Consider the following 24,762-nt stretch of genomic DNA (forward strand, 5'->3'; position numbering starts at 1 on the left):
AGGGTGGTCGCAGGTTTCGTCGTGGAGCGGGGGCGGGATGAATCGACGATTGGCCGCGCTGGCAAACGCGCACGGTGTTTCCACCTGGTACGAGGATTGGCGGCACCGCCGCGTCGCCGTCGCACCGGAGACCGTGGTGGGTGTGCTGGGGCTGCTCGGCGTGGACGCCACCAGCCCGTCGGCGATCGCCGACGCACTCGCCGCGGCCCGTGCGGTCGACCGGAGCGCCCTGCCGGAGACGGTCGTGCTCACCCACGGTCGCGGCCGGGCGCTGCCCGGCCCGGGGGTGGTGACCCTGGAGGACGGTGGCCGCCGCGCGGTCGACGGTGAGCTGCCGGCCGACCTGCCGCTGGGTTGGCATCGGCTGGCCTGCGCCGACCGCGAGGTGACACTGGTGGTGGTGCCGCGCCGGCTGCCGGTGCCGCCGTCGAGCTGGGGGTGGATGCTCCAGCTCTACGCGCTCACCTCGGAGCGATCCTGGGGCATGGGCGACATCGGTGACCTCGCCGAGTTCACCGGGTGGGCCGGTGCCACCGGGGCGGGGCTGGTGCTGCTCAACCCACTGCACGCGGTCGGGCCGGCGCACCCGGTGGCCACCTCACCGTATTCGCCGGCCAGTCGACGCTTCGTCAATCCGCTGTACCTGCGGGTCAGCGACACCGCCGCGTACCGGGAGGCCGACGCGGCCACCCGGGCGGTGGTCGACGCGTTGCGTCCCGACCGGGGGCCCCTGATCGACTACGACGAGGTGTGGGCGGCGAAGCGGCGCGCCCTGGAGTTGCTGCACCCGTACGCCCAGCCGGTGGATCTTGCCGCGGACCCGGCGCTGACCAGCTTCGCCACCTGGTGCGCGCTCGCCGAGCGGCACGGCAACGACTGGCGCGCCTGGCCGGCGGAGCTGCACCACCCCGACGCGCCGGCGGTCGCCGAGCAGCGTCGGCGTCTCGCCGACCGGGTCGCCTTCCACGCCTGGCTGCAACATCTCTGCGACGAGCAACTCGACGCCGTCACGGCGGCGGCCCGCTCGGCGGGGATGCCGGTCGGCGTCGTGCACGACCTGGCCGTCGGCATCGACCCGGGCGGCGCGGACGGGTGGCAGCTCGCCGACGTGCTGGCCCAGGGCGTGCGGGTGGGCGCGCCACCGGACGACTTCAACCAGCTCGGTCAGGACTGGGGGCTCGCCGCGTGGCGCCCGGACCGGCTCGCCGCCACCGGGTACGCCGCGTACCGGGACATGCTGCGCCGCGTCCTGCGGCACGCCGGTGGCCTGCGGGTCGACCACGTCGCCGGCCTGTGGCGACTGTGGTGGGTGCCTCCGGGCGGCGGTGCGGCCGAGGGCACCTACGTGCGCTACGACGCCGAGGCGATGCTCGGCATCCTCGCGTTGGAGGCGCACCGGGCCGGCGCGGTGGTCGTCGGTGAGGATCTCGGCACTGTCCAACCCGCGGTGACCCGAGGGTTGCGGGGGCGCAACATGCTCGGCTCGACAGTGCTGTGGTTCGCACGCGACGAGGCCGGTGACTTCGTCCCGCCGGCCCGGTGGCCGCGAAACGCCCTGGCCACCATCTCCACCCACGACCTGCCCACCGCGCCGGGCTTCCTGACCGGTGAGCACGTGCGGGTGCGTGACGAGTTGAAGCTGCTCGGCACCGACGTGGCGGTGGAGCGGGCCCGCGCCGCCGCCGACCGGGACCGGCTGCTCACGATGTTGGCTGCCGAGAACCTGCTGCCCGAGCCGACGCCGGGGTCTGAGCCTGCCGAACCGGCGAAGACACCCGACGACGGTGAGGTGGTGGTGGCGATGCACGCCGCGCTCGCGGCCAGCCCGACCCGGCTGCTCGGCGTCTCCCTCTACGACGTGCTGGGGGAGGTGCGCCAACCCAACATGCCGGGCACCGTCGACGAGTATCCGAACTGGCGTCTGCCGCTGCCGGCCAGCGTGGCGCAGATCCGCGCTGACCCCCGGGTGGCCCGGATCGTCGACCTGCTCAGCGCCGCCCGCCCACGACCGGCCGACCCGGCGCCGCCGCAGCAGTGACACCGCCGGGTCAGGTCAGCCAGTCGAAGCGGGCCGGCAGCCCGAGGAAGTCGGCGTAGCACCCGAGCGCCTGCTCCACCCGGGCCCGCGTGGCGACGTCGAGGGTCGTGAGCGGCTGGATCGTCACTGTGACAGCGGTGCGGCCGACCTTGCGTTTCCACACGCCCACCACGCGCCCGGAGCGGACCACTGTGGCCTGGAAGATGCCGTTGTTGCCCGGCACGACGGCCGCCTGGTGGGCGGGGTCGAGCATCAACGTGCGGTCCCGGAAGCCGAGCAGGTACTCGTCGAAGCCGGGCAGCGCCAGCACGTCGTCCGGCGCGGTGCGTGGCGCGTCGGCCACCGTCGCGTCGACGTACATCGGAATGCCCTCGACGCGTACCGTGCTCAGGGCGTCGTCGGCGGCGGCCAGGCCGCGCCGGGCGTCGGTCAGGGTGAGGCCGCTCCACCCGGCGAATTCGCGGTCGGTGACCGGGCCGTGCCCGCGAACGTAGCGGTGGGCGAGCACTGCCAGCGCCTCGTCCCGCTCCAGCCGGTGGGACGTGGGCGCCCACTCGTCGAGCAGGGCGAAGGTCTGCTCGGTGCCGACGTTCGGCGCCACGCAGGTCACGCCGCGAACGCTCGCATACCACAGCAGGTGGTAGCCACGCTGCCCGTCGGTGCCCAGGCCGGCCGCCCGCAGGGTGGTCAGGCACTGCGCGCGGGTGAGCCGACCGCCGCCGGCCAACGCGGCGCCGAGGACGTCCACCGCCCGGTCCGCGTCGGCCTCGGTGAGCCCGAGCTGCGCCCGCCGGGTCGCCACGCCGGCCAGGGATCGTACGCCGGTCAACTCCAGCATCCAGCGCGCGTCGGCGGGCGGGACGAGGTGCACTGTGCCCCGCATCGGCCAGGTGCGCAGCGCTTCACGCCGCTCCAACGCCGCCTGCACGTCGGCCACGCTGCGACCGGGTAACCGGGCGCCCAACGACCACAGCCCGCTGGCCAGGTCCTGTGCCTGCATCGCGCCGAACCACTCGACCACCTCGGCGACGGTGCCGGGTTGGGTGCTCGGGTGCGGGCGCAGCAGCAGGCTGGCCATCCGCAGCGCCAGCGCGTCGGCAGCGCTGAGGTCGACAGGCATCCTGCGCTCCTTTTCGTGACCGGGCGGCCAGCCTAGGGCCGACCACCGACACTCCTGCTGGTGGGAGGCGTAACGGCGGTCGCCGTGGGAATGCGCCTCGCCGGAAGTGCGCGCGCCGCGCGTACGGAAGGGAATCTCATGACTGCCGCAAGCGAGCCGGCGCGGGGCGCCGGCGTAACGGCCGGGTCCCGTGGCCATCGGGGGGACGCCCGCGCGAAGACGAGCGCCGCGGCGACCTTCGCCCTGGTGTTCGGGGTGGCCGGTCTGTTCAGTGTGTTGACGGCGATCCTCGCCTGGCTGGGGTTGGTGCTCGGCATCATCGGGATCATCCTCGGCATCGTCGGCCTCAAGATGGCGCGCCGACCCGGGGTCACCGGTCGTGGCGTGTCGATCGGTGGCCTGGTGCTCAGCATCCTGGCGGTGCTGATCGGGCTCGGTCTGGCCGCGGGCATCACCACGTTCGTCAACAACGAGAACGCCGTGGACCGCCTGCAGACCCAGGTCGACAAGCTGCGCGACAAGATCGACTGACCGCGCGTGCCGGTCTGGGCCGGCCCGCCACCCGGCCCGGAGGGCCACAGTAAGGTGGGCGGCGTGCTCCGCCAGGTCACCGCGATCCGTTACGTCACCCCGCTGCGCGAGGGTGGGTCGCTGCCGGGCGTGGTGGAGGCCGACGACCTGGGCACCTACGTGGCGAAGTTCCGAGGCGCCGGGCAGGGGCCCAAGGCGCTGATCGCCGAGGTGATCTGCGGTGAGTTGGCGCGCCGGCTGGGGTTGCGGGTGCCGCCGCTGGTGGTCCTCGACATCGACCCGGTGATCGGGCGGGCCGAGCCCGACCAGGAGGTGCAGGAGCTGCTGCGCAACAGCGGCGGCGCCAACCTCGGAATGGACTTCCTGCCCGGGGCGCTGGGCTTCGACCCGGTGGCGCACCCCGTCGACCCGGCGCTGGCCTCCCGGGTGCTGTGGTTCGACGCGTACGTGGAGAACGTCGACCGGAGTTGGCGCAACCCGAACCTGCTCGTCTGGCATCGGGAGCTGTGGTTGATCGACCACGGCGCCTCGCTGTACTTCCACCACAACTGGCCGCGCGCTGAGGCCGCCGTGCACCGGGCCTACCGCGCGGAGGACCACGTGCTGGCGCCGTACGCGTCGCGGCTGGCCGAGGCCGACGCCGAGTTGGCCCCCCAGGTCACCCCGGAGCTGCTCACCGAGGTGCTGGCCCTGGTGCCGGGGGAGTGGTTGACCGCCGCCGACTTCGAGACGGCCGACGCGGCGCGCGGCGCGTACCTGGATCACCTGTCCCGCCGCGTCGCCCGCACGGCCGACTGGCTGCCATCGGGGAGCGGGGCATGAGGAAACCCTTCGAGTACGCGTTGATCCGGCTCGTGCCCCGCATCGAGCGCGGTGAGCAGATCAACGTCGGGGTGTTGCTCTACTGCCAGCAGCGCGACTTCCTGGCCGCGCGGACGCACCTGGACGCCGACCGGGTTCGCGCGCTGGCCCCCGACGTCGACCTGCCGGCGGTGGCCGCGGTGCTCGACTCCTGGGACCGGACCTGCTCCGGTGACGGGCCGGCGACCCGGATGCGGCTCGGTGAGCGCTTCCACTGGCTGGCCGCGCCGCGCAGCACGATGATCCAGACGGGACCGGTGCACACCGGTCTCACCGCCGACCCGGCGGCCGAACTGGACCGGCTGATGGCGACCCTGGTCCACTGAGCCGGAGCCGGAGCCGGAGCCGGAGCCGGAGCCGGAGCCGGAGCCGGAGCCGGAGCCGGAGCGGGTGCGGAAGCGGTGATCGTCCCCTGATCGCGCTACGCCAGCGCCGTTGCCGGCGGAGCGCGATCCCCCGTTCAGGTGCCCGGTGCGGGGCGGCGGCTCGATCCCGCCGGCACCGATGGCATCAGGATCGTCGTCCGGGCGCGACGTCGGGCCGGAACGACCGGGAAGTTGCGGAAAACTTGAGCCGGCGGACCGGTAGCCGGCAGCGCCGGAGGCGGTCGTTAGAGCGCGTCCGCAGCGGGTAGTCGCGGGAGCTGATCCGAGACGATGAGGGGACACTCTGATGGCTGCCCAGACCAAGGTAGCGGTGATCTACTACAGCGCCACCGGCACCACCTACCAGATGGCGCAGGCCGTGTGTGAGGCCGCTGGGGACGCCGGCGCCGACGTGCGCCTGCGCAAGGTGCGCGAGTTGGCGCCGGACGAGGCGATCCGCTCCAACTCCGGCTGGCAGGCGCACCACCTGGAGACCCAGGACGTGCCCGAGGCGATGCTCGACGACCTCACCTGGGCCGACGTGGCGATCTTTGGTGCGCCGACCCGGTACGGCATGATCGCCGCCCAGTTGAAGCAGTTCATCGACACCACCGGCCCGCTCTGGAGCCAGGGCGGGCTGGTCAACAAGGTCTACTCCGCCTTCACCTCGACGGGCACCTCGCACGGCGGGCAGGAGACCACGCTGACCTCGCTCTTCAACGTCTTCTACCACTGGGGCGGTGTCGTGGTCACCCCCGGTTACACCGACACCAGCCAGTTCATCGCCGGCAACCCGTATGGCGCCTCGCACACCAGCAACAACGGCGAGATCGCCCCGGACGCCGTGGCGCTCGGGGCCTGCGCGCTGACCGCCCGGCGTGCCGTGCAGCTGGGTGCCGCGCTGAAGGCGGGCCTCGCCGGCTGACCGGCCGACAGACGAGGGCGACCGGCGGCGCGGGCGGGGGCTCTCGACCCGGCCGCGCCACCGGTCCATCCAGCCCTACCCCCGGGCCGGGGCGACTATGCGCCTGGGCGCGTCGCGGACAGCTCGTCCGGACGCGACGCGGGCAACAGCCCGGTCAACAGCTCGCTGAGCACGGCGAGCCCGTCCGGGCTGAGCACCGACTCCGCGTGGAACTGCACTCCGGCGAAGCCGCGCCCCCGCAGGGCGTGCACGGCGCCGTCGTCCGGGTCCCGGGCCAGTTCCACCGGCCCGTACGCGGTGGTCAGCCGATCGGCGTCGGCGCGGGCGGTGAACGTCGAGTAGAACCCGACCCGGCGGATCCGGCCGAACAGCGTCACCTCCCGCTGCAACCCCTGGTAGGGCGCGTCCCGGCGGTGCAGTGTCAGCCCCAGCAGCCCGGCCAGCACCTGATGGCCGAGGCAGACCGCGAGGGTGGGGCGGCCGGTGGTCAGCAGCCCGGTCAGCAGTTTGCGCAGCGCCACCATCTTCGGCTCGTCCGCGCTGCCCGGATCGCCCGGCCCGGGACCGGCGACCACCAGGTCGTAGTCGTCGACCGGGCCGCTCGCGTGCCAGGGACGGGTGGTCACCGCGAGGCCCAACGCGCTCAGTTGGTGGGCCAGCATTCCGGTGAAGGTGTCCTCGGCGTCCACGATCAACACTCGGCGGCCGACCAGTCCGGGCAGTCCGGGTGCGTCCGGTGAGCGCTGGTCCAGCCAGAACCGTGCCAGCGGCGCGTTGCGCGCGGCCAGCGCGTCGCGTACCGCCGGGTCGTCGGCCAGCCGCGTGACCGGCCCGGTGTCGCCGACGGACGCCGCCGGCCCGAGACCGAGCGCGGCCAGCACCCCGGCAGCCTTCGCGTGCGTCTCAGCCACCTCGCCGGCCGCCGTCGAGTGCCGGACCAGTGTCGCGCCGACCGGCACCCGCAGACGGCCGGTGGGGGAGATCTCGGCGGTCCGGATCAAGATCGGGGCGTCGAGCGTCTGCCGGCCGGCCTCGTCGTGGCCGAGCAGCGCCAGCACGCCCCCGTAGTAGCCCCGGCCCCGGCGTTCGTGCCGGGCGATCACCCGGCAGGCGTTCTCGATCGGGCTGCCGGTGACGGTGGGGGCGAACATCGTCTCGCGCAGCACCTCCCGCACGTCGCGGGTACCCCGCCCGGCGAGCAGGTACTCGGTGTGCGCCAGGTGCGACATCTCCTTCAGCTGCGGGCCGATCACCTGCCCGCCGTGCTCAGCGACGGTGGCCATCATCTTCAGCTCCTCGTCGAGCACCATGTACAGCTCTTCGATCTCCTTCTCATCGGCGAGGAAACGCAGCAGGGCAGCCCGGTCCACGACGCCACCGGGGCAGCGGAAGGTGCCGCTGATCGGGTTCATCATCACCAGTCCGTCGTCGACGCTGACGTGCCGCTCCGGGCTGGCGCCGACCAGCGTCCGGGTGCCGGTGTGCACCACGAACGTCCAGTACGCGCCGCGTTCGGCGATCAGTAGCCGGCGCAGTGCGGCCAGCGCGGCCCCCAGCGGTGGGCCCTGCACCGTGGCGTGCAGGGCGCGGTGGATGACGAAGTTCGCGCCCTCGCCGCGGCCGATCTCCTCGGACAGCACCCGCTGCACGGTCCGCGCGTACTCCTCGTCGCTGACGTCGAAGCCGGCGTCGGTGGTGTGCACCGGTTCGTCGGGCAGCGCGGTGAGGGCGTCGGTCAGGGTGATCCGTTGGTGCTCGCGGACCTGGAGGAACTCCAGTGGGGCGCCGTCGTCGACGCACGCGAACCCGCGTTCGGTGATCTGCCGGTACGGCACCAGGGCCAGCGTCCGTGCCCCGGGCACGCCCGCCGGCAGCGGAAGGTCGGTGAGCGCTTCGACGGTGCCGACCGGGCCGGTGAACAGGTCCAGGTCGTCCGCGCCCTCGCGGCGCAGCAGTGCGAAGGGTCCGGGGTCGACGCCGCGCGCGACAGCGGCGAGCAGGTCGGTCAGGTGGGTCATCGGAGTCTCCGTCGGGCTGGGTGCCGCCGTCGGGCGGCCCCGGAGCCGGGAGATCCGGCGACCGCCTCGATGGCGGCCGCGTGGATGGAGCTACGCGCGGGAGATGGCCGCCGGGTCGGCGGGCCACCAACTGGTCAACTGCGCGAGCATGTGATCCACCCTACGCGCCCGTCGGCCGGCTGGCACGGGGTAACTTGACCGGCGATGAACATTCTCGCGCTCGACCTGGGCACCTCCTCGGTACGCGGGCTGGTGCTGGACGCGGACACCCAGCCGCTGCCCGGCGCACTGGCCCGCCGCAAGGTCGACCTCGCCATCGGCGACGACGGCACCGGCACGCTGTCCGGTCGGGACTATCTGGCAAGCCTGGTCGAGTGCCTGGACGAGTTGGCCGACTCGGGGCACCTGCACGACGTCGGCCTGGTGGCGGTCTCCGCCCAGTGGCACTCGGTGCTCCCGCTGGACCGCGACGGCGCCCCCATGGGCCCGGTGGTCACCTGGCTGGACACCCGGCCCGCCCCGGTCGGGCGCACCGCCGGGCCGGCCGACCCGGACGGCTTCCACCAGCGCACCGGCTGCTGGTGGCACCGTTCGTACTGGTCGATGCGGTTGCCCTGGTTGCGTGAGCAGTCCGGCACCCCGATCGCCCGGTTCGTGGGTCTGCCCGAGTACGTGCTGGGCGAGTTGCTCGACTCGGCGCCCATGTCGATCTCCCAGGCCTCCGGGACCGGGCTGCTGGATCTGCGCACCCTGCGCTGGGACGAGGAGGCGCTGACGCTGGCCGAGGCGCGACAGGCGGAGCTGCCGCCGCTGGGCGAGCTGGACTGGCACGGCCGGCTCCGGGTCGACCTGGCTCGTCGGTGGCCGCAGTTGGCGCAGGCCCGGTGGTCACCTCCGGTGGGCGACGGTGGGGCCTCGAACGTCGGCTCGGGCTGCGTCGACCCCAGCCGGGCCGCGGTCACTGTGGGTACCTCCGCGGCCGTACGGCTGATGCAGCGGATTCCGGCGGGCGAGCCCATGCCGCGCCTGCCCGAACGGTTGTGGCGGTACCGGGTCGACCACGACCACGTGGTGACCGGGGCCGCGTACGCCAACGGCGGCAACCTCTTCGCCTGGGCGGACCGGGAGCTGCGGTTGCCTCGGGGCGCCGAGCTGGACGCGGCGCTGGCGCTGGTGCCGGCGGGCGGTGGCCGGCCGTCGGATCCCCGCTTCGGTGGCGACCGGGCGCCCGGGCTGGCGCCGGCGGGCAGCGGCGAGCTGCGCGGTCTGAGTTTCAGCACCACCTCGGTCGACATCCTGGCCGGGCTGATGCAGGGGTTGTGCGAGCTGGTCGCCGAGGATCTCGGGGTGCTGGAGTCCACCATCGACAAACCGGTCGGGGTGGTGCTGGGCGGCGGTGCGGTGGCCGCCTCGGTGTGGTGGCGGCAGGCCTTCGCGACCGCGCTCGCCCCGCGACCGGTGTCGCATCAACGCAACCCGGAGATCGGTGCCACCGGTGCCGCGTTGGTGGCGCTGGGGCGCTTCGGTGACGCGATCGAGCTCGCCGACATCGGCCGGACGGACGAGCTGGTTTTACCGACCACGGCAGGACGTTCCCACCCGCAGTATCCTTCCTGAACCTCGGCCTCGCCCGGGCCGTTGACAGCGGTACCGAGCCTGGTTGGATGGACTGCGCTCCCCCGACCGCGGTGGACGCGGTAGGACGGAGGAGGCAGGGTGGCGGCAGGTCCCGACCCGGCGAACGGCGCGGTGTCGAACCATCGCCGACGCCGCTTCGATGTCCGAGTCGTTCCGCATCGACGGCGGTCGCCGTTCCGGCTGCGCGACTGGCGGATGAGCACGAAGCTCGCCACCGTGCTGCTGGTGCCGTCGATGGCGTTCCTCCTGCTCGCCGGGGTGCAGACCAGCACCCTGGTGGGGCGGACGACGGCGTTGAACGACTTCTCCAGTCAGGTCGGCATCGGCCGGCAGATCACCGCGGCGGTGCACCAGCTCCAGCAGGAGCGTGACCGTTCGGCCGGGGAGCTGGGTGAGCTGCGTAAGGGTGGTGACCGACAGGCCGCCGCGAACGACCTGAAGCCGTTGCAGGCGGCCACCGACAAGGCCATCGTGGATTTGAGCCGGGCCGCCGAGCCCCTGGCGGACGCGGACGCGTCCTGGCGGGTGGCCTTCTCCGAGGCGCTGGAGGCGTACGACCAGGTGGTGGACATCCGCTCGGCGATCCCGCCGGCGGTGCTCAGCACCGAGACCATCCTGAGCAACTACCACCGGGCCGTCGGGGCGTTGCTCGACCTGCTCGCCGAACCGACGCCCGGGCAGAACCAGCCGGCGTTGAACGACGCGGTGCTGCGCTACGTCCAGTTGGCCCGGGTCAAGGAGCTCTCCTCCCGGGTGCGGGGCCAGCTCTACGCCGCCGCCCGCGCCGGTGCGTACGGCACCGAGGACCGGGTGGTCCTCGCCGACCTGCGCGGTCAGCAACTCACCGCGCTCGGCGCGTTCCGGGTGGCAGCGACCAGTGCGCAGATCCGCCGCTACGACGAGACCTCGGTGTCGCCGAGTTTCCTGGTCGCCACCGGGTTGGAGGAGCGCAGCCTGTCCTCCGGCGCCGCGTCGCCGCAGGTGCTGCCGTCGGAGCAGTGGTGGTCGGCCAGCCAGCAGCGTCAGGAGCTGCTGCGTCAGCTTGAGGCGGGTGTGCTCGACGACGCCGTACGGCAGGCCGAGGATGCCAGCGACGATCAGCTGCGGACGACGCTGCTGGTCGTCGGCGGGGTGGTCACGGTCCTGCTGGCCGCCCTGCTGATCTCGTTGCTGATCGGGCGATCGGTCGCCCGGTCGATGCGGCTGCTGCGCAGCCAGGCGCTGCGGATCGCCCAGGTCGAGTTGCCGGACGCCCTGGACCGCCTGAAGACCGTCACCGGTGGGGTGCCGCGCATCGATGTCGCGCCGGCGGTGGTCCGCTCACTCGACGAGATCGGCGAGCTGGCCGAGGCGTTCGTGGCGGTGCACCGCAGCGCGGTCACTGTCGCCGTCGAGCAGGCGCTGATGCGGCGCAACGTCAACGCGATGTTCGTCAACCTGGCTCGCCGCAGCCAGGTGCTGGTGGAGCGTCAGCTGGAGCTGCTGGACGACCTGGAGCGCGAGGAGAGCGACCCGGACCAGCTGGAGAACCTGTTCAAGCTCGATCACCTGGCCGCCCGGATGCGCCGTAACGACGAGAGCCTGCTGGTGCTCGCCGGCACCGACTCGACCCGCCGGTGGAACCGGCCGGTCGGGCTCGGCGCGGTGCTGTTGGCCGCCGCCGCGGAGATCGAGCAGTACCAGCGGGTCCGGATCGAGTCGGTCGCCGACGTGCACGTGGTCGGGCACGCGGTGGGGGAGTCGGTGCACCTGCTGGCCGAGCTTCTGGAGAACGCCACTGCCTTCTCCCGCCCGGACACCGTCGTGGTGGTGACCGCCCGGGTCGAGGCGGGGGGTGCGCTGATCGAGATCGTCGACCGGGGTCTGGGTATGAGCCCGACCGCGTTGGTGCAGGCGAACGAGGTGCTGGCCAGCCCTCCGGCCGCGGACGTCGCGGCGGTGGAGCGGATGGGGCTCTTCGTGGTCAGTCACCTGGCGGCCCGGTTGGGCGTCCGCGTGCGGTTGGAGGGCGGCGAGGACGGCCTGGTCGCCCGGCTGGCCCTGCCCGCGGTGTTGCTGGCGCCGGCGGGCAGTGTGGAGCTGGACGCGCCCCCGTCGGCGCGGATGCTGGCGGCCAGCGCGGCGCGGGGGCTGGTGCCGCAGCCGGGGGCAGCCCGGCAGGCCACTGCCCCGATGTCGAACGGCGCGGTGCGGGACCTGCCGGTGGCCGGCCGCCCGCCGGGCGTCGGCGTGCCGCGTCAGGGCCGCCCGGTGCCGGTACGCGCTGAGGACGTGTTGACCCCCGCCGCTGCTCGCGGTGCCGGCGGGGGCTGGTATTCGCGGCAGGGCCCGACCGCGCCGGTGGTGCCCGCCGCGGCGGCGCCACCGACGATCCCGGTGACCGCCGGCACCAATGAGCGGGGATTGCCGGTGCGGGTGCCCATGGCGCAGTTGAGCGCTGTCACCCGTTCGGCACAACCGATGACGGCACCGACCCGCACCGACCCGGACCCGGAGGCGGTCGGCGGCATGCTCTCGCGGCTCTACAGCGGAGTACGGCGCGCCGAGGCTGAGGACACCACCGAGATACCCGTGCCACCGTCCGGGGGGCACGACGAAGGGGGACGACGACAGTGACGACGTTGAGCCAGGAGGCGCGTGACCTGAGCTGGCTGGTGAGCGCGTTCGCGGAGCGGGTGCCGGGTGTGGCGCACGCGGTGGTGGTCTCCTCCGACGGGTTGCTGGTGGCGATCTCCGACCACCTGCCGCGCGACAACGCGGACAAACTCGCCGCGGTGACCTCCGGGCTGATGAGTATCACCGCGGGCGCGGCCTCGATGTTCGACGGCGATGTCGTCAAGCAGACGGTGGTCGAGATGGGCCGTGGCTACTTCCTGGTGATGCAGATCCGCGACGGTTCGATTCTGGCCACGCTGGCCGCCGGGGACGCGGACATCGGCGTGGTGGGCTACGAGATGGCCCGGCTGGCCAAGCAGGCGGGGGAGATGCTCACCCCGGCCCTGCGGGCGGAGTTGCAGCAGGCGCTGCCCCGCTGAGTGAGCCGGCCGAGGCCCGGACGGTAACGGCTCACCCGAGCCGAGCCGTCCGGGCCCGGCCATCCGGGTGGCGGCGCGGTCAGAAGCCGCCGTCGGCGATGACGGAGCGGTACCAGGTGGCGGAGTTCTTGAGCACCCGACGCTGGGTGGCGTAGTCCACGTAGACCAGGCCCCAGCGCTGGTCGTAGCCCTGGTCCCACTCGAAGTTGTCCAGTAGTGACCAGACGTGGAAGCTCTCCAGCGGCACTCCGTCGGCGATGGCCCGGTGCGCGGCGGTGAGGTGGTCGCGGAGGAAGCTGATCCGGCCGGCGTCCTGGACGGTGTCGTCCGCGCCCAGGGTGTCCGGTGTGGGCAGCCCGTTCTCGGTGATGGTGAGCGGGATCGGCCCGTATTCGCGGGTGATCCGGGTCAGCAGGTCGTACATCCCCTCGGGGTAGATCTGCTGCCATTCGGCCTCGGAGGTCGCCCAGCGGTGCGCCGTGCCGCCGTCGCCGGTGACGTAGATCGGGGTGTAGTACTGCACGGCCAGCAGGTCGATCGGCGCGGAGATGGTCTTCAGGTCGCCGTCGCGGATGCCCTTGACCATCCGGCTCTGCGGGCCCAGGTCGGCCAGCAGGTCCTCCGGGTAGCTGCCCTTGAGCAGGGAGTCGAGGTAGAGGCGGTTCTCGTAGGCGTCGTAGAGGTCAGCGGCCGCGGCAGCCTGCGGGGAGTCGTCGGCGGGGTAGCAGGGGTGCAGGTTGAGTGCGGGGCCGATGCGGCTGTCGCTGCCGGTGGCCCGCAGCGCGGCGACGGCGTACCCGTGGGCGAGTTGCAGGTGGTGGGCGACCAGGTAGGCGGCGTCCGGGTCCTGCCGCCCGGGGGCGTGGTGGCCGGTGAGATAGCCGTTCTGCACCACGGTCTTGGGTTCGTTGATGGTGAGCCAGGCCGGCACCCGGTCGCCGAGGGCGCGGAAGACCACGTCGGCGTAGTCGGCGAAGCGGTGGGCGGTGTCGCGTGACTCCCAGCCGCCGGCGTCTTGGAGCGCCTGCGGGAGGTCCCAGTGGAACAGGGTGGCCATCGGGGTGATTCCGCGCTCGTGCAGGCCGTCGAGGAGGCGGCGGTAGAAGTCGAGGCCGCGTTGGTTGGGCGTGCCGGTGCCGTCGGGCTGGATCCGGGGCCAGGAGATGGAGAAGCGGTAGCTGCGCAACCCGAGGTCGCGCATGAGGTCGAGGTCCTCGGCGTAGCGGTGGTAGTGGTCGATGGCCACGTCGCCGGTGTCGCCGTTACGGGTGCGACCTGGGATGCGGCTGAAGGTGTCCCAGACCGACTCGCCGCGCCCGTCCTCCTTGGCGGCGCCCTCGATCTGGTACGCGGAGGTGGCCGCGCCCCAGCCGAAGTTGTCCGGGAAGCGCAGCGGGCCGGCGGGCCCAATAGGTATCGACATGGATTCTCCTCATGGATACGGGGCCACCGCCGAAAGATTCGGGAGCGCTCCCATGATAGGGCAGACGCTGCCGGCCGGTCAGCCGGCCGTCAGAACGGCCGGCGCTGGCGGGTGGGAGACGGGTGTGGCCCCGAGCAGCGAACGAGGCCGTCCGGGCGGCGCGGCGCGCCTGTCCCGTCGGCCTCTTTTCCTATCGTGTACGGGGGTTTAGTGTGGGGACGGGGGAGGGCAACCCCCGTCCCCACCGTAACTGCACACACACGGGCGGAATTTGGGTCCTGCCGTGCGTGTCGCGCGGGAGCCGGGCCACGCGAGTGGCTCTGGTTCCACCTCCCTCCCTGTGGCGGGACGATGGCTGACGACGGCGTCCGGGCTGGCCCGTCGTCGGCCCTCGGTCTGGTTCCCTGGGCTCGTCAGGACGACCCCAGCGATCTTCTTGTTGGAACCTTGTCGATGGAAGCGCTCCCATCGACCGATGTTGCGACTGTAACGCCCGTCACGCCTTTGTGAAAGACCCAAAACGAGATCGAAACAAGGAGCTGATCCGGCGCTCCGCGCGCTTGTTGTGGGAGCGCTTCCATGGCACACTGTCGATTCGACGCGACAGGAGCCACATCGCGTGAAGTGCGGGTCCACCGAGGGCAACCGGCAGCACCAGCTCCGGCACGGTCACCCGAGCGCAGCCGACGGGACCCCCTCCCGTGCGGGCCGCACGCCCTACCCCGGCCGGGCCCGGGGAAGACCACCTTCCCGGCGCCTCGACATCCCCGCGGACCATCACCACCCTCGCGGGCAGGCGCCTCGCCGGGGACCATCCCGGCCTGGTCCGAGGAGACACCGCGCACATGAGACAACTGGCAATACGCCGGCGCGTGGCGCTCGCCGCCGCCGCGCTGCTCGCCGTCGGCGGGGTGACCCTGCCGGCCGGCGCCGCACAGGCCGCACCCGCCTGCGACGTGGTCTACGCGACAAACGACTGGAACACCGGCTTCACCGCGAACGTCACCATCAAGAACCTGGGTGACGCGGTGAGCAACTGGACGCTCAAGTGGACCTTCCCGACCAGCGGTCAACGGGTCACCCAGGGCTGGTCGGCCAGATTCAGCCAGACCGGCAGCGAGGTCACCGCGACCAACGAGTCGTACAACGGCAACCTTGCCACCGGGGCCTCCACCACCATCGGCTTCAACGGCGCCCACTCGGGCAGCAACCCGAAGCCCACCTCGTTCACTCTCAACGGCACCCCCTGCAACGGCACCCCGGCCAACCAGCCGCCGACGGTCTCCCTCGGCCTGCCGACCGGGCCGTTCACCGCGCCGGCCGACGTGCCGCTGACGGCCACCGCCAGCGACCCGGACGGGACGATCAGCAAGGTCGAGTTCTACCGCAACGGCCTGCTGATCAACACCGACACCTCCGCCCCGTACGCGTACACGCAGGAGGACCTGCCGGCCGGCAGCTACACCGTCCAGGCCAAGGCGTACGACAACGGCAACGGCATCGGGGTCGACGAGAAGGCGTTCACCGTCGGGGCCGCCAACGGCCCGACACTGGTCGCCACCCCGTCCGCGGTGAGCGTCACCGAGGGTGGCAGCGCCACCTTCAACCTGAAGCTCAGCGCCGCCCCGACGGCCAACGTGCCGGTCACCCTCACCCGCACCGGTGACACCGACGTCACGGTCTCGCCGGCCACCGCCACGCTGACCCCGAGCAACTGGAACACCGGGGTCACCGTCACCGTCGCCGCGGCGGAGGACACCGACACCGCCGGCGGCGCCGCCACCATCACCGCCTCCGCCACCGGTCTCGCTTCGCTGGCGGTCAGCGCCACCGAGATCGACAACGACACCCCCGGTGGCGACAACGCCTACACCGCGAAGTTCCTCGAGCAGTACGGCAAGATCAAGAACTCGGGCTACTTCAGCCCCGAGGGCGTGCCGTACCACTCGGTGGAGACGCTGATCGTCGAGGCGCCCGACCACGGCCACGAGACCACCTCGGAGGCGTTCAGCTTCTGGCTCTGGCTGGAGGCCTACTACGGCAAGGTCACCCAGAACTGGGCGCCGTTCAACAACGCCTGGACGGTGATGGAGAAGTACATCATCCCCACGCACGCCGACCAGCCGACCGCCGGCTCCGCGGGCACCCCGCAGTACGCCGCGGAGTACAACCTGCCCAGCCAGTACCCGTCGGCGCTGAACCCGAACGTCTCCGTCGGCCAGGACCCGCTCCGCTCGGAGCTGCAGTCCACCTACGGCACCGGCGACATCTACGGCATGCACTGGCTGATGGACGTCGACAACACCTACGGCTTCGGCCGCTGCGGTGACGGCACCACCAAGCCGGCCTACATCAACACCTTCCAGCGGGGCACGCAGGAGTCGGTGTGGGAAACCGTTCCGCAGCCCTCCTGCGACACCTTCGAGCACGGCGGTCAGTACGGCTACCTCGACCTGTTCGTCAAGGACACCGGCGCCCCCGCCAAGCAGTGGAAGTACACGAACGCCCCGGACGCCGACGCCCGGGCCGTACAGGCCGCGTACTGGGCGCTGACCTGGTCCAAGGCGCAGAACAAGCAGGCCGACGTCGCGGCCACCATCGCCAAGGCCGCGAAGATGGGCGACTACCTGCGGTACGCGATGTTCGACAAGTACTTCAAGAAGATCGGCAACTGCGTCGGGGCCAGCACCTGCCCCGCCGGCAGCGGCAAGGACTCGGCGCACTACCTGCTGTCCTGGTACTACGCCTGGGGTGGCGCGTACGACGCCAGCCAGAACTGGTCCTGGCGGATCGGCTCCAGCCACAACCACTTCGGCTACCAGAACCCGTTCGCGGCCTGGGCGCTGACCAACACCCCGGAGCTCAAGCCGCAGTCGTCGACCGCTGTCGCCGACTGGACCAAGAGCTTCGAGCGGCAGTTGGAGTTCTACACCTGGTTGCAGTCCGCCGAGGGCGGCATCGCCGGTGGCGCCACCAACAGCTGGGACGGTAGCTACGCCCAGCCGCCGGCCGGCACCAGCACCTTCTACGGCATGTTCTACGACGTCGACCCGGTCTACAACGACCCGCCGTCGAACCAGTGGTTCGGTATGCAGGCCTGGTCGATGCAGCGCATCGCCGAGCTGTACCAGCAGACCGGCAACGCGAAGGCCAAGGCGCTGCTGGACAAGTGGGTGCCCTGGGCGATCGCCAACACCACTCTCGGCACCAACTGGTCGATCCCGTCGGACATGGCGTGGACCGGTCAGCCGACCACCTGGAACCCGTCCAACCCGCAGCCCAACACCGGCCTGCACGTCGAGGTCATCAGCAAGGGTCAGGACGTCGGTGTCACCGCCGCCTACGCCCGGATCCTGATCGCGTACGCGGCCAAGTCCGGCAACGTGGCGGCCAAGGACACCGCCAAGGGACTGCTCGACGCGCTGTCGGCCGCCAGCGACGCCAAGGGTGTCTCCACCACCGAGAAGCGTGGCGACTACCGGCGCTTCGACGACGTCTACAACGCGTCCACCGGGCAGGGCCTCTACGTCCCGCCGGGTTGGACCGGGACGATGCCGAACGGCGACGCCATCGCCGCCGGCAAGAGCTTCCTCGACATCCGGTCCTTCTACAAGAACGACCCGGACTGGCCCAAGGTGCAGGCGTACCTGGACGGTGGTCCGGAGCCGAGCTTCAACTACCACCGGTTCTGGGCGCAGGCTGACGTCGCCATGGCGTACGCCGACTACGGCAGCATGTTCCCGAACGGCTGAGACGACCCGGGGTGGGTGGCGTGGACCGCCCACCCCGGGATCCGGCCCGGGTCCGGGGAACGACGGACCGGGGCTGGCGGGACGGCCTGACACCCACGGTCAGGCCGGGGTGGGCCGGCCATCTGGCCGACGCAGCGGATCGGCTGGCCCACCCCACCGCCCGGACTGGAGCCAGCCGCGAAAAAGCCCAGAAATTCGGGCCCTCGCGGGATCACACCGAGGTCCGTGACGGAGTAACGTACGTCACCGGAGAGGCCGCTCCCCCCGTGGCGGCCTCTCCACTTTTTTGCCCCCAGTCCGGCCGCTTCCCTGCCCGAGTCCGGCCTCGCGGGGCGGGTTTCAGCGAGGCGGCGCGACCGGGTGACGCAGCCCCGGGTGCCCGGCCGGCAGCGAGCGTCGCAGCACCACCCAGCTCAGCGCCAGCGCCGCGGCGACCAGCGGCCAGGTCAGCGCCACCCGGGCCACCACCAGCGCGAGCACCTGCCCACCGAGGTAGAGCGGCACGAACACGGCCAGCCGCAGCAGGTAGGTCGCCGTCCACACCCAACTGGCCCGGCCGTACCCGCGCAGCAGCGCCGGGTCGCGTCGCCACCCGGCCCGTTGGCCCAGCACCGCGCCGACCAGGACACCGAGCAGTGGCCACCGCACCACGATGCTGACCGTCCACGCCAGAGCGCTCGCGGCGTTGGACAGCACCTGGATCAGAAAGAAGTTCTCGGCCCGGCCGGTGCGCACCGCGATCAACGCCGCGACGCAGACGGCCAGCAGCCCGATCAGCACGGAGCGCGGCCGGTCACCCCGACGTAGCCGTACGCCCGCCACCACCGCCCCCACGGCCAGCGCCGTGCCGACCCCGCCCCACAGCGACTCGCCGCCCAGCAGCCAGCCCGCCGCGAACGCCAGCGGCGGCAGGGTGGCGTCGACGGCGCCGCGTCGTCCGCCCAGCAGATCCGTCAGCGACTCGGCCCGCGCTGGCCCGTCCGGACCGGTGTCGGCGCCGGCCCGCACCGGCCCTTCCGACGCCGGATCGTCGCCTTCACGCTGCTCCGGACCGGGTTCGGCCGGGCCGCTGTCGCGCTCCGGTGTTCCGCTCACCACCGCCTCCTCGCCTCCGGCACAACCTAACCGGCGATTGGTGGCGGGCCACCGGTCGGACCGCCGACACCTGCCGCTACGGTGTGCGGATGCGCGCGACGGCACGGGGTTGGACCGCGGTCTGGTTGGTCGTACTGGCCCTCGTCCAGGCGGCCGCCTTCCTCGCCGTGTGGCGGGTGGCCGTGCACTCCGAGATCGGTCAGTGGGTGGACACGGTCGCCCTCACCGGCAACCGGATCGGGCAGGACACCATCGAGGGTCCGGTCGACCGGATCCTCAACGCGATGTCGGTGGTCTCCCTGCTGGCCGCCACCGCGACGATCGGGTTCATCGCGCTGATCCGGGGGCGGATCGCCCTGGCGATCACCGCGACCCTGCTGATCGCCGGAGCGAACGTCACGACCCAGCTTCTCAAGTACGGGCTGAACCGGCCCGACTTCGGTGTCGACCCGGAACGCGCGGCGGTGGGCAACAGCCTCCCGAGCGGGCACGCCACGGTGGCCGCCTCGGTGGCCGTCGCGCTGATGCTCGTGCTGCCGCGCAAGGTCCGGGCCGTCGGCGCCTTCATCGGTGCCGCCTACGCCGCCGTCGCCGGGGTCGCCACCCTCTCCGCCGGTTGGCACCGACCCAGCGACGCTGTCGCCGCGTACCTGGTGGTGGGTGTGTGGGCGGCGTTGGCCGGGTTGCTGCTGCTGGTCACCCAGCGGGAGCAGGCCGAGATTGCCCCCGGCGACGCGCACCGGGTCGCGGCGCTGGTGCTCGGCCTCGGCGGTGTGCTCGCCCTGGTGGCCTGTGGGCTCTCCCTGGCCTGGCTGCTCGACCTGCGCGACACCGGGCCAGAGGAGTTGGCGCGCCGCCCCCTGTTCGTCGGCTACGCGGGCAGCGCCGCCGGGATCGCCGGCACGATGGCGGTGGTGATGGCGTTGGCGCTCACCGTCGTGCACCGGCTGGTGCCCCGGGTCAAGGGCTGAACCGCCCGGCGTGGCCGCCTCGCGCGGGGGCGGCCGGCCGGGGTCAGCTCGCGGCGCGGGGTGCGGGGACGTGCGGGGCGACACCCCGCAGGTGCGTCAGCACCACCGGGTCGATCCGCCCCGGCACCAGCCGCTCCTCAAGGTTCTCCAACCCGGCCCAGGAGATCAACGCCGCTTCCGTGCCGCCCTCGTGCACCGGATGGCCCAGCGCGCCGAGCAACGCCGCCACCTCGGCGGCGACCGCGCCGCTCAGGTCGAGCAATGTGGCCGGGTCGGGCCGGCCGAACAGCATGGTGTGCACAGTGAGCAGGCGACCCAGCTCGGCGACCGGGTCCGGGTGGTCGTCCACGCGCAGGTCCACGACCACGTCGCTGGTGCCGCCGTACCCGCCGCCGCGCTCGACCACGAGCAGGCCGGCGCTCTGCCGGCCACGCCGGTCGCCGCCCGCCTCGTCGCCGGCGCGCAGCGCGGCGACCAGCCGCTCGGCGAACGGCAGCGCCGCTCCCGCCAGCCAGGCCTCGCCGAGGGCGTCGACGACCTCCGGGCCGGTGAGCACGTTGCCCTGCGCGGCCCAGCCGTCGCCGCTCCGCCCGCCGGCCCACTGATGGCAGGCCGGCCCGGTCCAGGTGGCGCCCGCGCCGGTGGCCCCCACGACGCCGAGCTGGCGGTGCTCCCGCTCGGGGTCGGCGGCGATCAGCCCGGCCACCACGTCGGCGGCGGCCACCCCGGTGCGCAGCAGGGTGAGGCCCTGCGGGCGGTAGGCGAGGTTGACGTGCGCCTGGGTGGCCAGCGCGCCCACCTCGGCGGCGGCGGCCGGCACCAACGCCCCGGCGGCGAGGAACTTGCTGGCGACGGCCACACCGTGCAGGCGGCCGTCGGCGGAGCGGGCGACGAGCGAGAAGGTCACCGGCCGAGGGTAACCGTCCACGCCGACGTGACATCGACGCGCGAGGCTCAGAACGGTGGTGCGGCAGCCTCCGGTGGGGCGCCGTGGGCCCGCCGGGCGTCGGCAACCGCGACCGCGGCCAGCACCACCACCCCGACCGCGGTCGCGATCACACCCGGCAGGTACAGCAACGGCACCGACGACGCCACCAGCACCGTGACGGCGATCCACCGGGACGGGGAGACCCGCCCGAACACCTCGTACTCCAGGCGGGCCCGCCCGGCCAGGAACAGGGCCGGTCCGCCGAGCACCATGGCCAGCCACGCCCCCGGGATCCGCTCCAGCGGATGATTGATGATCAGCTCGTAGCCGATCGCGGTGGCGGCGAGACCGATCACCATCAGCAGGTGGGTGTCGGCCGCCGACCGGCCGATGGTGGCGGGGTGACGGGCCTTCATCACCGCCTCACCCAGGATCCGCCCGGCCCGCTGCACGTAGATGCGCCACAGCATGATCGAGGTGGCCAGCGCCAGGCCGAACGCCCACACGTGCCCCGACTCGAACGGGCCCGCGCTGTACGCGAAACCCGCCACCAGGATCGTCTCGCCCAGCGCGACGAGGAAGAACTGCTGGTACCGCTCGGCCAGGTGTTCCCCGCCGATCTCCCACTTGGAGATCGTCGAACGGCCCAGGCCGGGCACCGGCCAGCCACAGCGGGCGGCCAGGTACTCGAAGGCCAGCGCCGCCGACCAGAGCAGCACCTGCGCGTTGGTGCTCAGCATCGCGCCGCTGATCCAGAGCACCCCGCTGACGGCGAAGATCACCGCCATGCGCACCTTCAACCGGCGGTACGGGTGCGCTCCGAGCGCGAGCGACAGGATCAGTGGCCGGGTCACTTGCGCGATGACGTACGCCACCGCGAACATCAGCGCGGTCTCGCTGAACGCCCGGGGGACCGCCACCCCCATCACCATGCTGCACACCAACGCGGTGATCACCACGGTCTGCAACGGCACCCGGTACGGGTCGTACCGGCTGGTCGTCCACGCGGTGCCCTGCCAGACCGCCCAGAGCGCCAGCAGCAACAGCAGTGTCTTGCCGCCGCCGGTGACCGTCCCCCAACCGTGCTCCCGGCCCGGAACCTGAGTCAGATCCTCGAACGCGCGCGCCGAGATCCGGGTGAGCGCGAAGACGTACACCAGGTCGAAGAAGAGTTCTAAGAACGTCGCCCGACCGGGCGTGGCCGCCGCCGGGACCGGCTCCAGGTGTCCCGCTGCCCTGGAAGCCATGGTCAGCGGCCTGCGCCGTCGGTCCGGTCCACCTCGAAGTGGTAGCACTTTCCACCGGCGCGCACGGCCGGAAACCGGCGATTCTGCCCAACCCGGGGATCTTGCTCGGGCCCGCGTCAACGGGCACGATCGACCGGTGACGAATCGATGGGGCATGACGGTGCCGCTGGGCGGAATCGCGCTGGCGCAGCACGACGCGGCCTACGCGGCCCTCGACCGGGCCGGGTTCACCGACGTCTGGTCGTCCGAGGTCGCCGGCACCGACGCGTTCACCCCGCTGGCGCTCGCCGCTGCCTGGCAACCGGGGCTGCGGCTCGGTACCGCGATCACACCGGTCTTCACGCGGGGCCCCGGGTTGCTGGCGATGAGCGCGGCGGCGCTGGCCGAGGCCGCGCCGGGCCGGTTCTCGCTCGGCATCGGCGCGTCCTCACCCGTGCTGGTGCGGGACTGGAACGCGGTGCCGTTCGACGAGCCGTTCCGCCGCACCCGCGACGTGCTGCGCTTCCTGCGCGCCGCGCTGGCCGGCGAGACCGTCGACGAGGTCTACGACACGTTCACCGTCCGACGGTTCACGCTGGAACGACCGCCGGCGGTGCCACCACCGATCCTGCTCGCCGCGCTGCGCCCCGGGATGCTCCGGCTGGCCGGCGCGGAAGCCGACGGGGTCATCCTCAACTGGCTCAGCGCCGACGACGTGCCGCGCGCCCTGGCCGAGCTGGGCGAGCGCCGCACCGGCTTCGAGGTCGCCGCCCGGATCTTCGTCTGCCCCACCGAGGACGCCGCGTACGCCCGGGCGCTGGGCCGCCGGCTCATCACCAGCTACCTCACCGTCCCGGCGTACGCCGACTTCCACCGTTGGCTCGGCCGCGACGAGACGCTCGCGCCCATGTGGGCGGCCTGGGCCGCCGGTGACCGCCGTGGGGCCAGCGCGGCGGTGCCCGACGAGGTGGTCGACGCGCTGGTGCTGCACGGCTCACCGGAGCGGTGCAGCGCCGAGGTGCGTCGCTACGCCGACGCCGGTGTCGACGTACCGATCATGGCGCTGCTGCCCACCCCGGAGCTCGCCGCCGGCGGCGCGGCCGCGTGGCTCAGCCTCATCGCCCGGTTGGGCGCCAACTCCGTGGAGGCGTCCGCGTGAACCTCACCGACCGGATCGTGGTGGTCACCGGCGGGGCCGGCGGCATCGGGGCGGCGCTGTCGCGCCGGTTCGCCGCCGAGGGAGCCGCCGCAGTGGTGGTCGCCGACCTGGACGCCGACGCGGCCCGCGCGGTGGCCGAGGGCATCGGCCCGGTCGCGCACGCCCGCGCCCTGGACGTCACCGACGAGGAGCAGGTCCGCGCGCTGGTCGCCGACACCGAGCAGCGGTACGGCCGGATCGACCTGTTCTGCGCCAACGCGGGGGTGACCACCGGCGGGGGAGTGGAGGTCGACGACGCCGGCTGGGACCGCTCCTGGCGGGTCAACGTGCTGGCCCACGTCTACTCGGCCCGCGCGGTGCTGCCCGGAATGCTCGCCCGGGGCGGCGGGCACCTGCTGCACACCTGCTCCGCGGCCGGTGTGCTGACCGCTGTGGGCGACGCCGCGTACACAGCGACGAAGCACGCCTCGGTGGGGTTCGCCGAATGGCTGGCCATCACCTACCGGGACCGGGGCATCCGGGTCAGCGCGCTCTGCCCGCAGGGGGTGGACACCCCGATGCTCGCCGACGGGCTCGCCGACGGTCACCTCGGCGCCCGGGTGGTCGCCGCGTCCGGTGCGGTGCTCACCCCGGACCAGGTCGCCGACGCGGCCATCGCCGGGCTGGCCGAGGAACGCTTCCTGATCCTGCCGCACCCCGAGGTCGCCGACTACGCGCGCCGCCGCGCCGAGGACCCGGACGGCTGGCAGGCCGGCATGCGCAAACTCATCCGCCGGCTGACCACCTGACCCGCTACCGCACCGGAACGCGCCCGATGGCCAGGAGATGGGCGCTGGCACTGATCAGCGCCGGCTCGCTGCTGTAGAGCCGGGCGAGTTCCAACGCCGCGGCGAAGACCGCGTCCTGCGCGGGCCCGTTCGCCGCCGCCTCCGCCGCCGTCCAGGCCGGACCCTCCACCCCGTGGACGACGACATCGGTCAGCCCCGCGGCCGCGCACTCGTCGGTGATCTCCTCGACTCGGTGGAAGTAGGCGTGGGTGAACCCGATCCGCGCATCGTTGACGCCGTCGCTCAGCAGCGCCCTGGCCTCGTCGAGCAGCCTCTCGTCGAGCCGTCCGGTGGCCGCGAAGTCCAACGGGCCGGCGAAGCGGGAGATGACGGCGGCCAGGACGAGACCGCCGGGGCGGGTGACCCGGACCGCCTCGCGGAGGGCCTGGAGCCGGTCGGCGCGGAGTACCAGGTGGTAGAGCGGGCCCAGCAGCAGCGCGGCGTCATACTCACCGTCGGGGTCGGGGAGCGCACGCGCGTCGCCCACCTGCGCGTCGACCGGAGGGTGCCCGTCGCGGGCCTGCGCGACGTGGCTCGGCACCAGGTCGACGAGGCGAACGTGGTAGCCGGCGACGGCGAGGGCCCGCGCGTACTCGCCGGTGCCTCCACCGATGTCCAGCACCCGGGCGCTCGGACCGGGCAGGAGATCCCGCAGGAGCTGCGTCGTGCGGATCCACTCCAGTCGCGCCTGCGGGCGGGCGCTGAGCCGCTGGTCCTCTCGGTAGCGCTGCGTGTAGTAGTCGACGATGTCGCTCGAATGCTGATCCACGCTCCGATGGTCACCGGTGTGCGGCGCGTGGGCCAACGGATTTCCCCACCCCCCCGGGCGGACCTTGCCGTCGTGATCAAG

The 24,762-nt window shown here is 72.8% G+C and carries 19 protein-coding genes; 12 read left to right on the forward strand and 7 right to left on the reverse strand.

The window, feature by feature from the left end:
- The first annotated feature begins 37 nt into the window (after nucleotides 1–37).
- Nucleotides 38–2,038: a 4-alpha-glucanotransferase gene (gene malQ, locus OG992_RS31405; RefSeq protein WP_266305028.1), complete on the forward strand. Its 2,001-nt coding sequence runs from the start codon at nucleotides 38–40 to the stop codon at nucleotides 2,036–2,038.
- Nucleotides 2,039–2,048: 10 nt separating this feature from the next.
- Here malQ and OG992_RS31410 read toward each other — a convergent pair whose 3' ends face one another.
- Nucleotides 2,049–3,158, reverse strand: coding sequence for a winged helix DNA-binding domain-containing protein (locus OG992_RS31410; RefSeq protein ID WP_266305029.1), 1,110 nt, complete (start codon nucleotides 3,156–3,158; stop codon nucleotides 2,049–2,051).
- A 138-nt stretch (nucleotides 3,159–3,296) separates the two neighbouring features.
- On the opposite strand from OG992_RS31410, the gene OG992_RS31415 reads away from it, so the two are divergent.
- The 4 genes from OG992_RS31415 to wrbA all read left to right on the forward strand — a co-directional run bounded on the left by OG992_RS31415 (nucleotide 3,297) and on the right by wrbA (nucleotide 5,840).
- The gene (locus OG992_RS31415; RefSeq protein WP_238686698.1) at nucleotides 3,297–3,689 is read left to right on the forward strand and encodes a hypothetical protein; all 393 of its coding nucleotides are present in this window, start codon (nucleotides 3,297–3,299) and stop codon (nucleotides 3,687–3,689) included.
- A gap of 63 nt (nucleotides 3,690–3,752) precedes the next feature.
- Nucleotides 3,753–4,511 carry a HipA family kinase gene (locus tag OG992_RS31420; RefSeq protein ID WP_238686699.1) on the forward strand — a complete coding sequence of 253 codons (759 nt, stop codon included), beginning with the start codon at nucleotides 3,753–3,755 and terminating at the stop codon, nucleotides 4,509–4,511.
- Complete coding sequence (locus tag OG992_RS31425; protein ID WP_266305030.1) at nucleotides 4,508–4,876, forward strand: DUF3037 domain-containing protein; 369 nt, start codon at nucleotides 4,508–4,510, stop codon at nucleotides 4,874–4,876. The genes OG992_RS31420 and OG992_RS31425 overlap by 4 nt, the downstream gene beginning before the upstream one ends.
- 346 nt (nucleotides 4,877–5,222) lie before the next feature.
- Nucleotides 5,223–5,840, forward strand: coding sequence for an NAD(P)H:quinone oxidoreductase (wrbA, locus tag OG992_RS31430; protein WP_238686701.1), 618 nt, complete (start codon nucleotides 5,223–5,225; stop codon nucleotides 5,838–5,840).
- A 95-nt stretch (nucleotides 5,841–5,935) separates the two neighbouring features.
- Here wrbA and OG992_RS31435 read toward each other — a convergent pair whose 3' ends face one another.
- Entirely contained in the window at nucleotides 5,936–7,858 is a 1,923-nt protein-coding gene (locus OG992_RS31435) for an anthranilate synthase family protein (protein WP_266305031.1), read from the reverse strand.
- Nucleotides 7,859–8,062: 204 nt separating this feature from the next.
- On the opposite strand from OG992_RS31435, the gene OG992_RS31440 reads away from it, so the two are divergent.
- From OG992_RS31440 to OG992_RS31450, 3 genes are all read left to right on the forward strand, one after another.
- Nucleotides 8,063–9,475, forward strand: coding sequence for an FGGY family carbohydrate kinase (locus tag OG992_RS31440; RefSeq protein WP_266305032.1), 1,413 nt, complete (start codon nucleotides 8,063–8,065; stop codon nucleotides 9,473–9,475).
- A 99-nt stretch (nucleotides 9,476–9,574) separates the two neighbouring features.
- Complete coding sequence (locus OG992_RS31445; RefSeq protein WP_238686704.1) at nucleotides 9,575–12,112, forward strand: nitrate- and nitrite sensing domain-containing protein; 2,538 nt, start codon at nucleotides 9,575–9,577, stop codon at nucleotides 12,110–12,112.
- A gap of 5 nt (nucleotides 12,113–12,117) precedes the next feature.
- Nucleotides 12,118–12,531 (forward strand): roadblock/LC7 domain-containing protein, encoded by a 414-nt coding sequence (locus OG992_RS31450; protein ID WP_196925059.1) that lies wholly within the window; start codon nucleotides 12,118–12,120, stop codon nucleotides 12,529–12,531.
- Between the two features lie 79 nt (nucleotides 12,532–12,610).
- Here the strand turns inward: OG992_RS31450 and OG992_RS31455 are convergent, their stop codons facing one another.
- Nucleotides 12,611–13,954, reverse strand: a complete 1,344-nt coding sequence (locus tag OG992_RS31455) for a GH1 family beta-glucosidase (RefSeq protein WP_266305033.1) — start codon at nucleotides 13,952–13,954, stop codon at nucleotides 12,611–12,613.
- A gap of 845 nt (nucleotides 13,955–14,799) precedes the next feature.
- On the opposite strand from OG992_RS31455, the gene OG992_RS31460 reads away from it, so the two are divergent.
- Nucleotides 14,800–17,706: a glycoside hydrolase family 48 protein gene (locus OG992_RS31460; RefSeq protein ID WP_238686706.1), complete on the forward strand. Its 2,907-nt coding sequence runs from the start codon at nucleotides 14,800–14,802 to the stop codon at nucleotides 17,704–17,706.
- A gap of 339 nt (nucleotides 17,707–18,045) precedes the next feature.
- On the opposite strand, the gene OG992_RS31465 is transcribed toward OG992_RS31460, so the two are convergent.
- Nucleotides 18,046–18,714 carry a DUF3159 domain-containing protein gene (locus tag OG992_RS31465; RefSeq protein WP_266305309.1) on the reverse strand — a complete coding sequence of 223 codons (669 nt, stop codon included), beginning with the start codon at nucleotides 18,712–18,714 and terminating at the stop codon, nucleotides 18,046–18,048.
- Between the two features lie 170 nt (nucleotides 18,715–18,884).
- Between OG992_RS31465 and OG992_RS31470 the strand changes: the two genes are divergently transcribed.
- A complete protein-coding gene (locus tag OG992_RS31470) occupies nucleotides 18,885–19,772 on the forward strand; it encodes a phosphatase PAP2 family protein (RefSeq protein ID WP_238686707.1) in 888 nt (295 codons plus the stop codon).
- Between the two features lie 43 nt (nucleotides 19,773–19,815).
- Here OG992_RS31470 and OG992_RS31475 read toward each other — a convergent pair whose 3' ends face one another.
- Together OG992_RS31475 and OG992_RS31480 are read right to left on the reverse strand one after the other, a co-directional pair.
- On the reverse strand, nucleotides 19,816–20,679 hold the full coding sequence (locus OG992_RS31475) for a DUF1028 domain-containing protein (protein ID WP_266305034.1): 864 nt from the start codon (nucleotides 20,677–20,679) through the stop codon (nucleotides 19,816–19,818).
- A gap of 47 nt (nucleotides 20,680–20,726) precedes the next feature.
- Complete coding sequence (locus OG992_RS31480; protein ID WP_266305035.1) at nucleotides 20,727–21,947, reverse strand: low temperature requirement protein A; 1,221 nt, start codon at nucleotides 21,945–21,947, stop codon at nucleotides 20,727–20,729.
- A gap of 154 nt (nucleotides 21,948–22,101) precedes the next feature.
- Between OG992_RS31480 and OG992_RS31485 the strand changes: the two genes are divergently transcribed.
- Together OG992_RS31485 and OG992_RS31490 are read left to right on the forward strand one after the other, a co-directional pair.
- Complete coding sequence (locus OG992_RS31485) at nucleotides 22,102–23,085, forward strand: LLM class F420-dependent oxidoreductase (protein WP_266305310.1); 984 nt, start codon at nucleotides 22,102–22,104, stop codon at nucleotides 23,083–23,085.
- The gene (locus tag OG992_RS31490) at nucleotides 23,082–23,873 is read left to right on the forward strand and encodes an SDR family oxidoreductase (protein WP_266305036.1); all 792 of its coding nucleotides are present in this window, start codon (nucleotides 23,082–23,084) and stop codon (nucleotides 23,871–23,873) included. The genes OG992_RS31485 and OG992_RS31490 overlap by 4 nt, the downstream gene beginning before the upstream one ends.
- A gap of 4 nt (nucleotides 23,874–23,877) precedes the next feature.
- On the opposite strand, the gene OG992_RS31495 is transcribed toward OG992_RS31490, so the two are convergent.
- Entirely contained in the window at nucleotides 23,878–24,681 is an 804-nt protein-coding gene (locus OG992_RS31495; RefSeq protein WP_266305037.1) for a class I SAM-dependent methyltransferase, read from the reverse strand.
- Nucleotides 24,682–24,762 lie beyond the last annotated feature (81 nt).

It is taken from the genome of Micromonospora sp. NBC_00362, assembly GCF_026342155.1.
Lineage (GTDB): Bacteria > Actinomycetota > Actinomycetes > Mycobacteriales > Micromonosporaceae > Micromonospora > Micromonospora hortensis.

Excerpts from the sequence above, each read along its gene's own strand:
- malQ (WP_266305028.1), top strand. The coding sequence starts at position 38 with ATGAATCGACGATTGGCCGCGCTGGCAAACGCGCACGGTGTTTCCACC.
- OG992_RS31410 (WP_266305029.1), bottom strand. The coding sequence starts at position 3,158 with ATGCCTGTCGACCTCAGCGCTGCCGACGCGCTGGCGCTGCGGATGGCC.
- OG992_RS31415 (WP_238686698.1), top strand. The coding sequence starts at position 3,297 with ATGACTGCCGCAAGCGAGCCGGCGCGGGGCGCCGGCGTAACGGCCGGG.
- OG992_RS31425 (WP_266305030.1), top strand. The coding sequence starts at position 4,508 with ATGAGGAAACCCTTCGAGTACGCGTTGATCCGGCTCGTGCCCCGCATC.
- wrbA (WP_238686701.1), top strand. The coding sequence starts at position 5,223 with ATGGCTGCCCAGACCAAGGTAGCGGTGATCTACTACAGCGCCACCGGC.
- OG992_RS31435 (WP_266305031.1), bottom strand. The coding sequence starts at position 7,858 with ATGACCCACCTGACCGACCTGCTCGCCGCTGTCGCGCGCGGCGTCGAC.
- OG992_RS31440 (WP_266305032.1), top strand. The coding sequence starts at position 8,063 with ATGAACATTCTCGCGCTCGACCTGGGCACCTCCTCGGTACGCGGGCTG.
- OG992_RS31455 (WP_266305033.1), bottom strand. The coding sequence starts at position 13,954 with ATGTCGATACCTATTGGGCCCGCCGGCCCGCTGCGCTTCCCGGACAAC.
- OG992_RS31460 (WP_238686706.1), top strand. The coding sequence starts at position 14,800 with ATGAGACAACTGGCAATACGCCGGCGCGTGGCGCTCGCCGCCGCCGCG.
- OG992_RS31480 (WP_266305035.1), bottom strand. The coding sequence starts at position 21,947 with ATGGCTTCCAGGGCAGCGGGACACCTGGAGCCGGTCCCGGCGGCGGCC.
- OG992_RS31485 (WP_266305310.1), top strand. The coding sequence starts at position 22,102 with ATGACGGTGCCGCTGGGCGGAATCGCGCTGGCGCAGCACGACGCGGCC.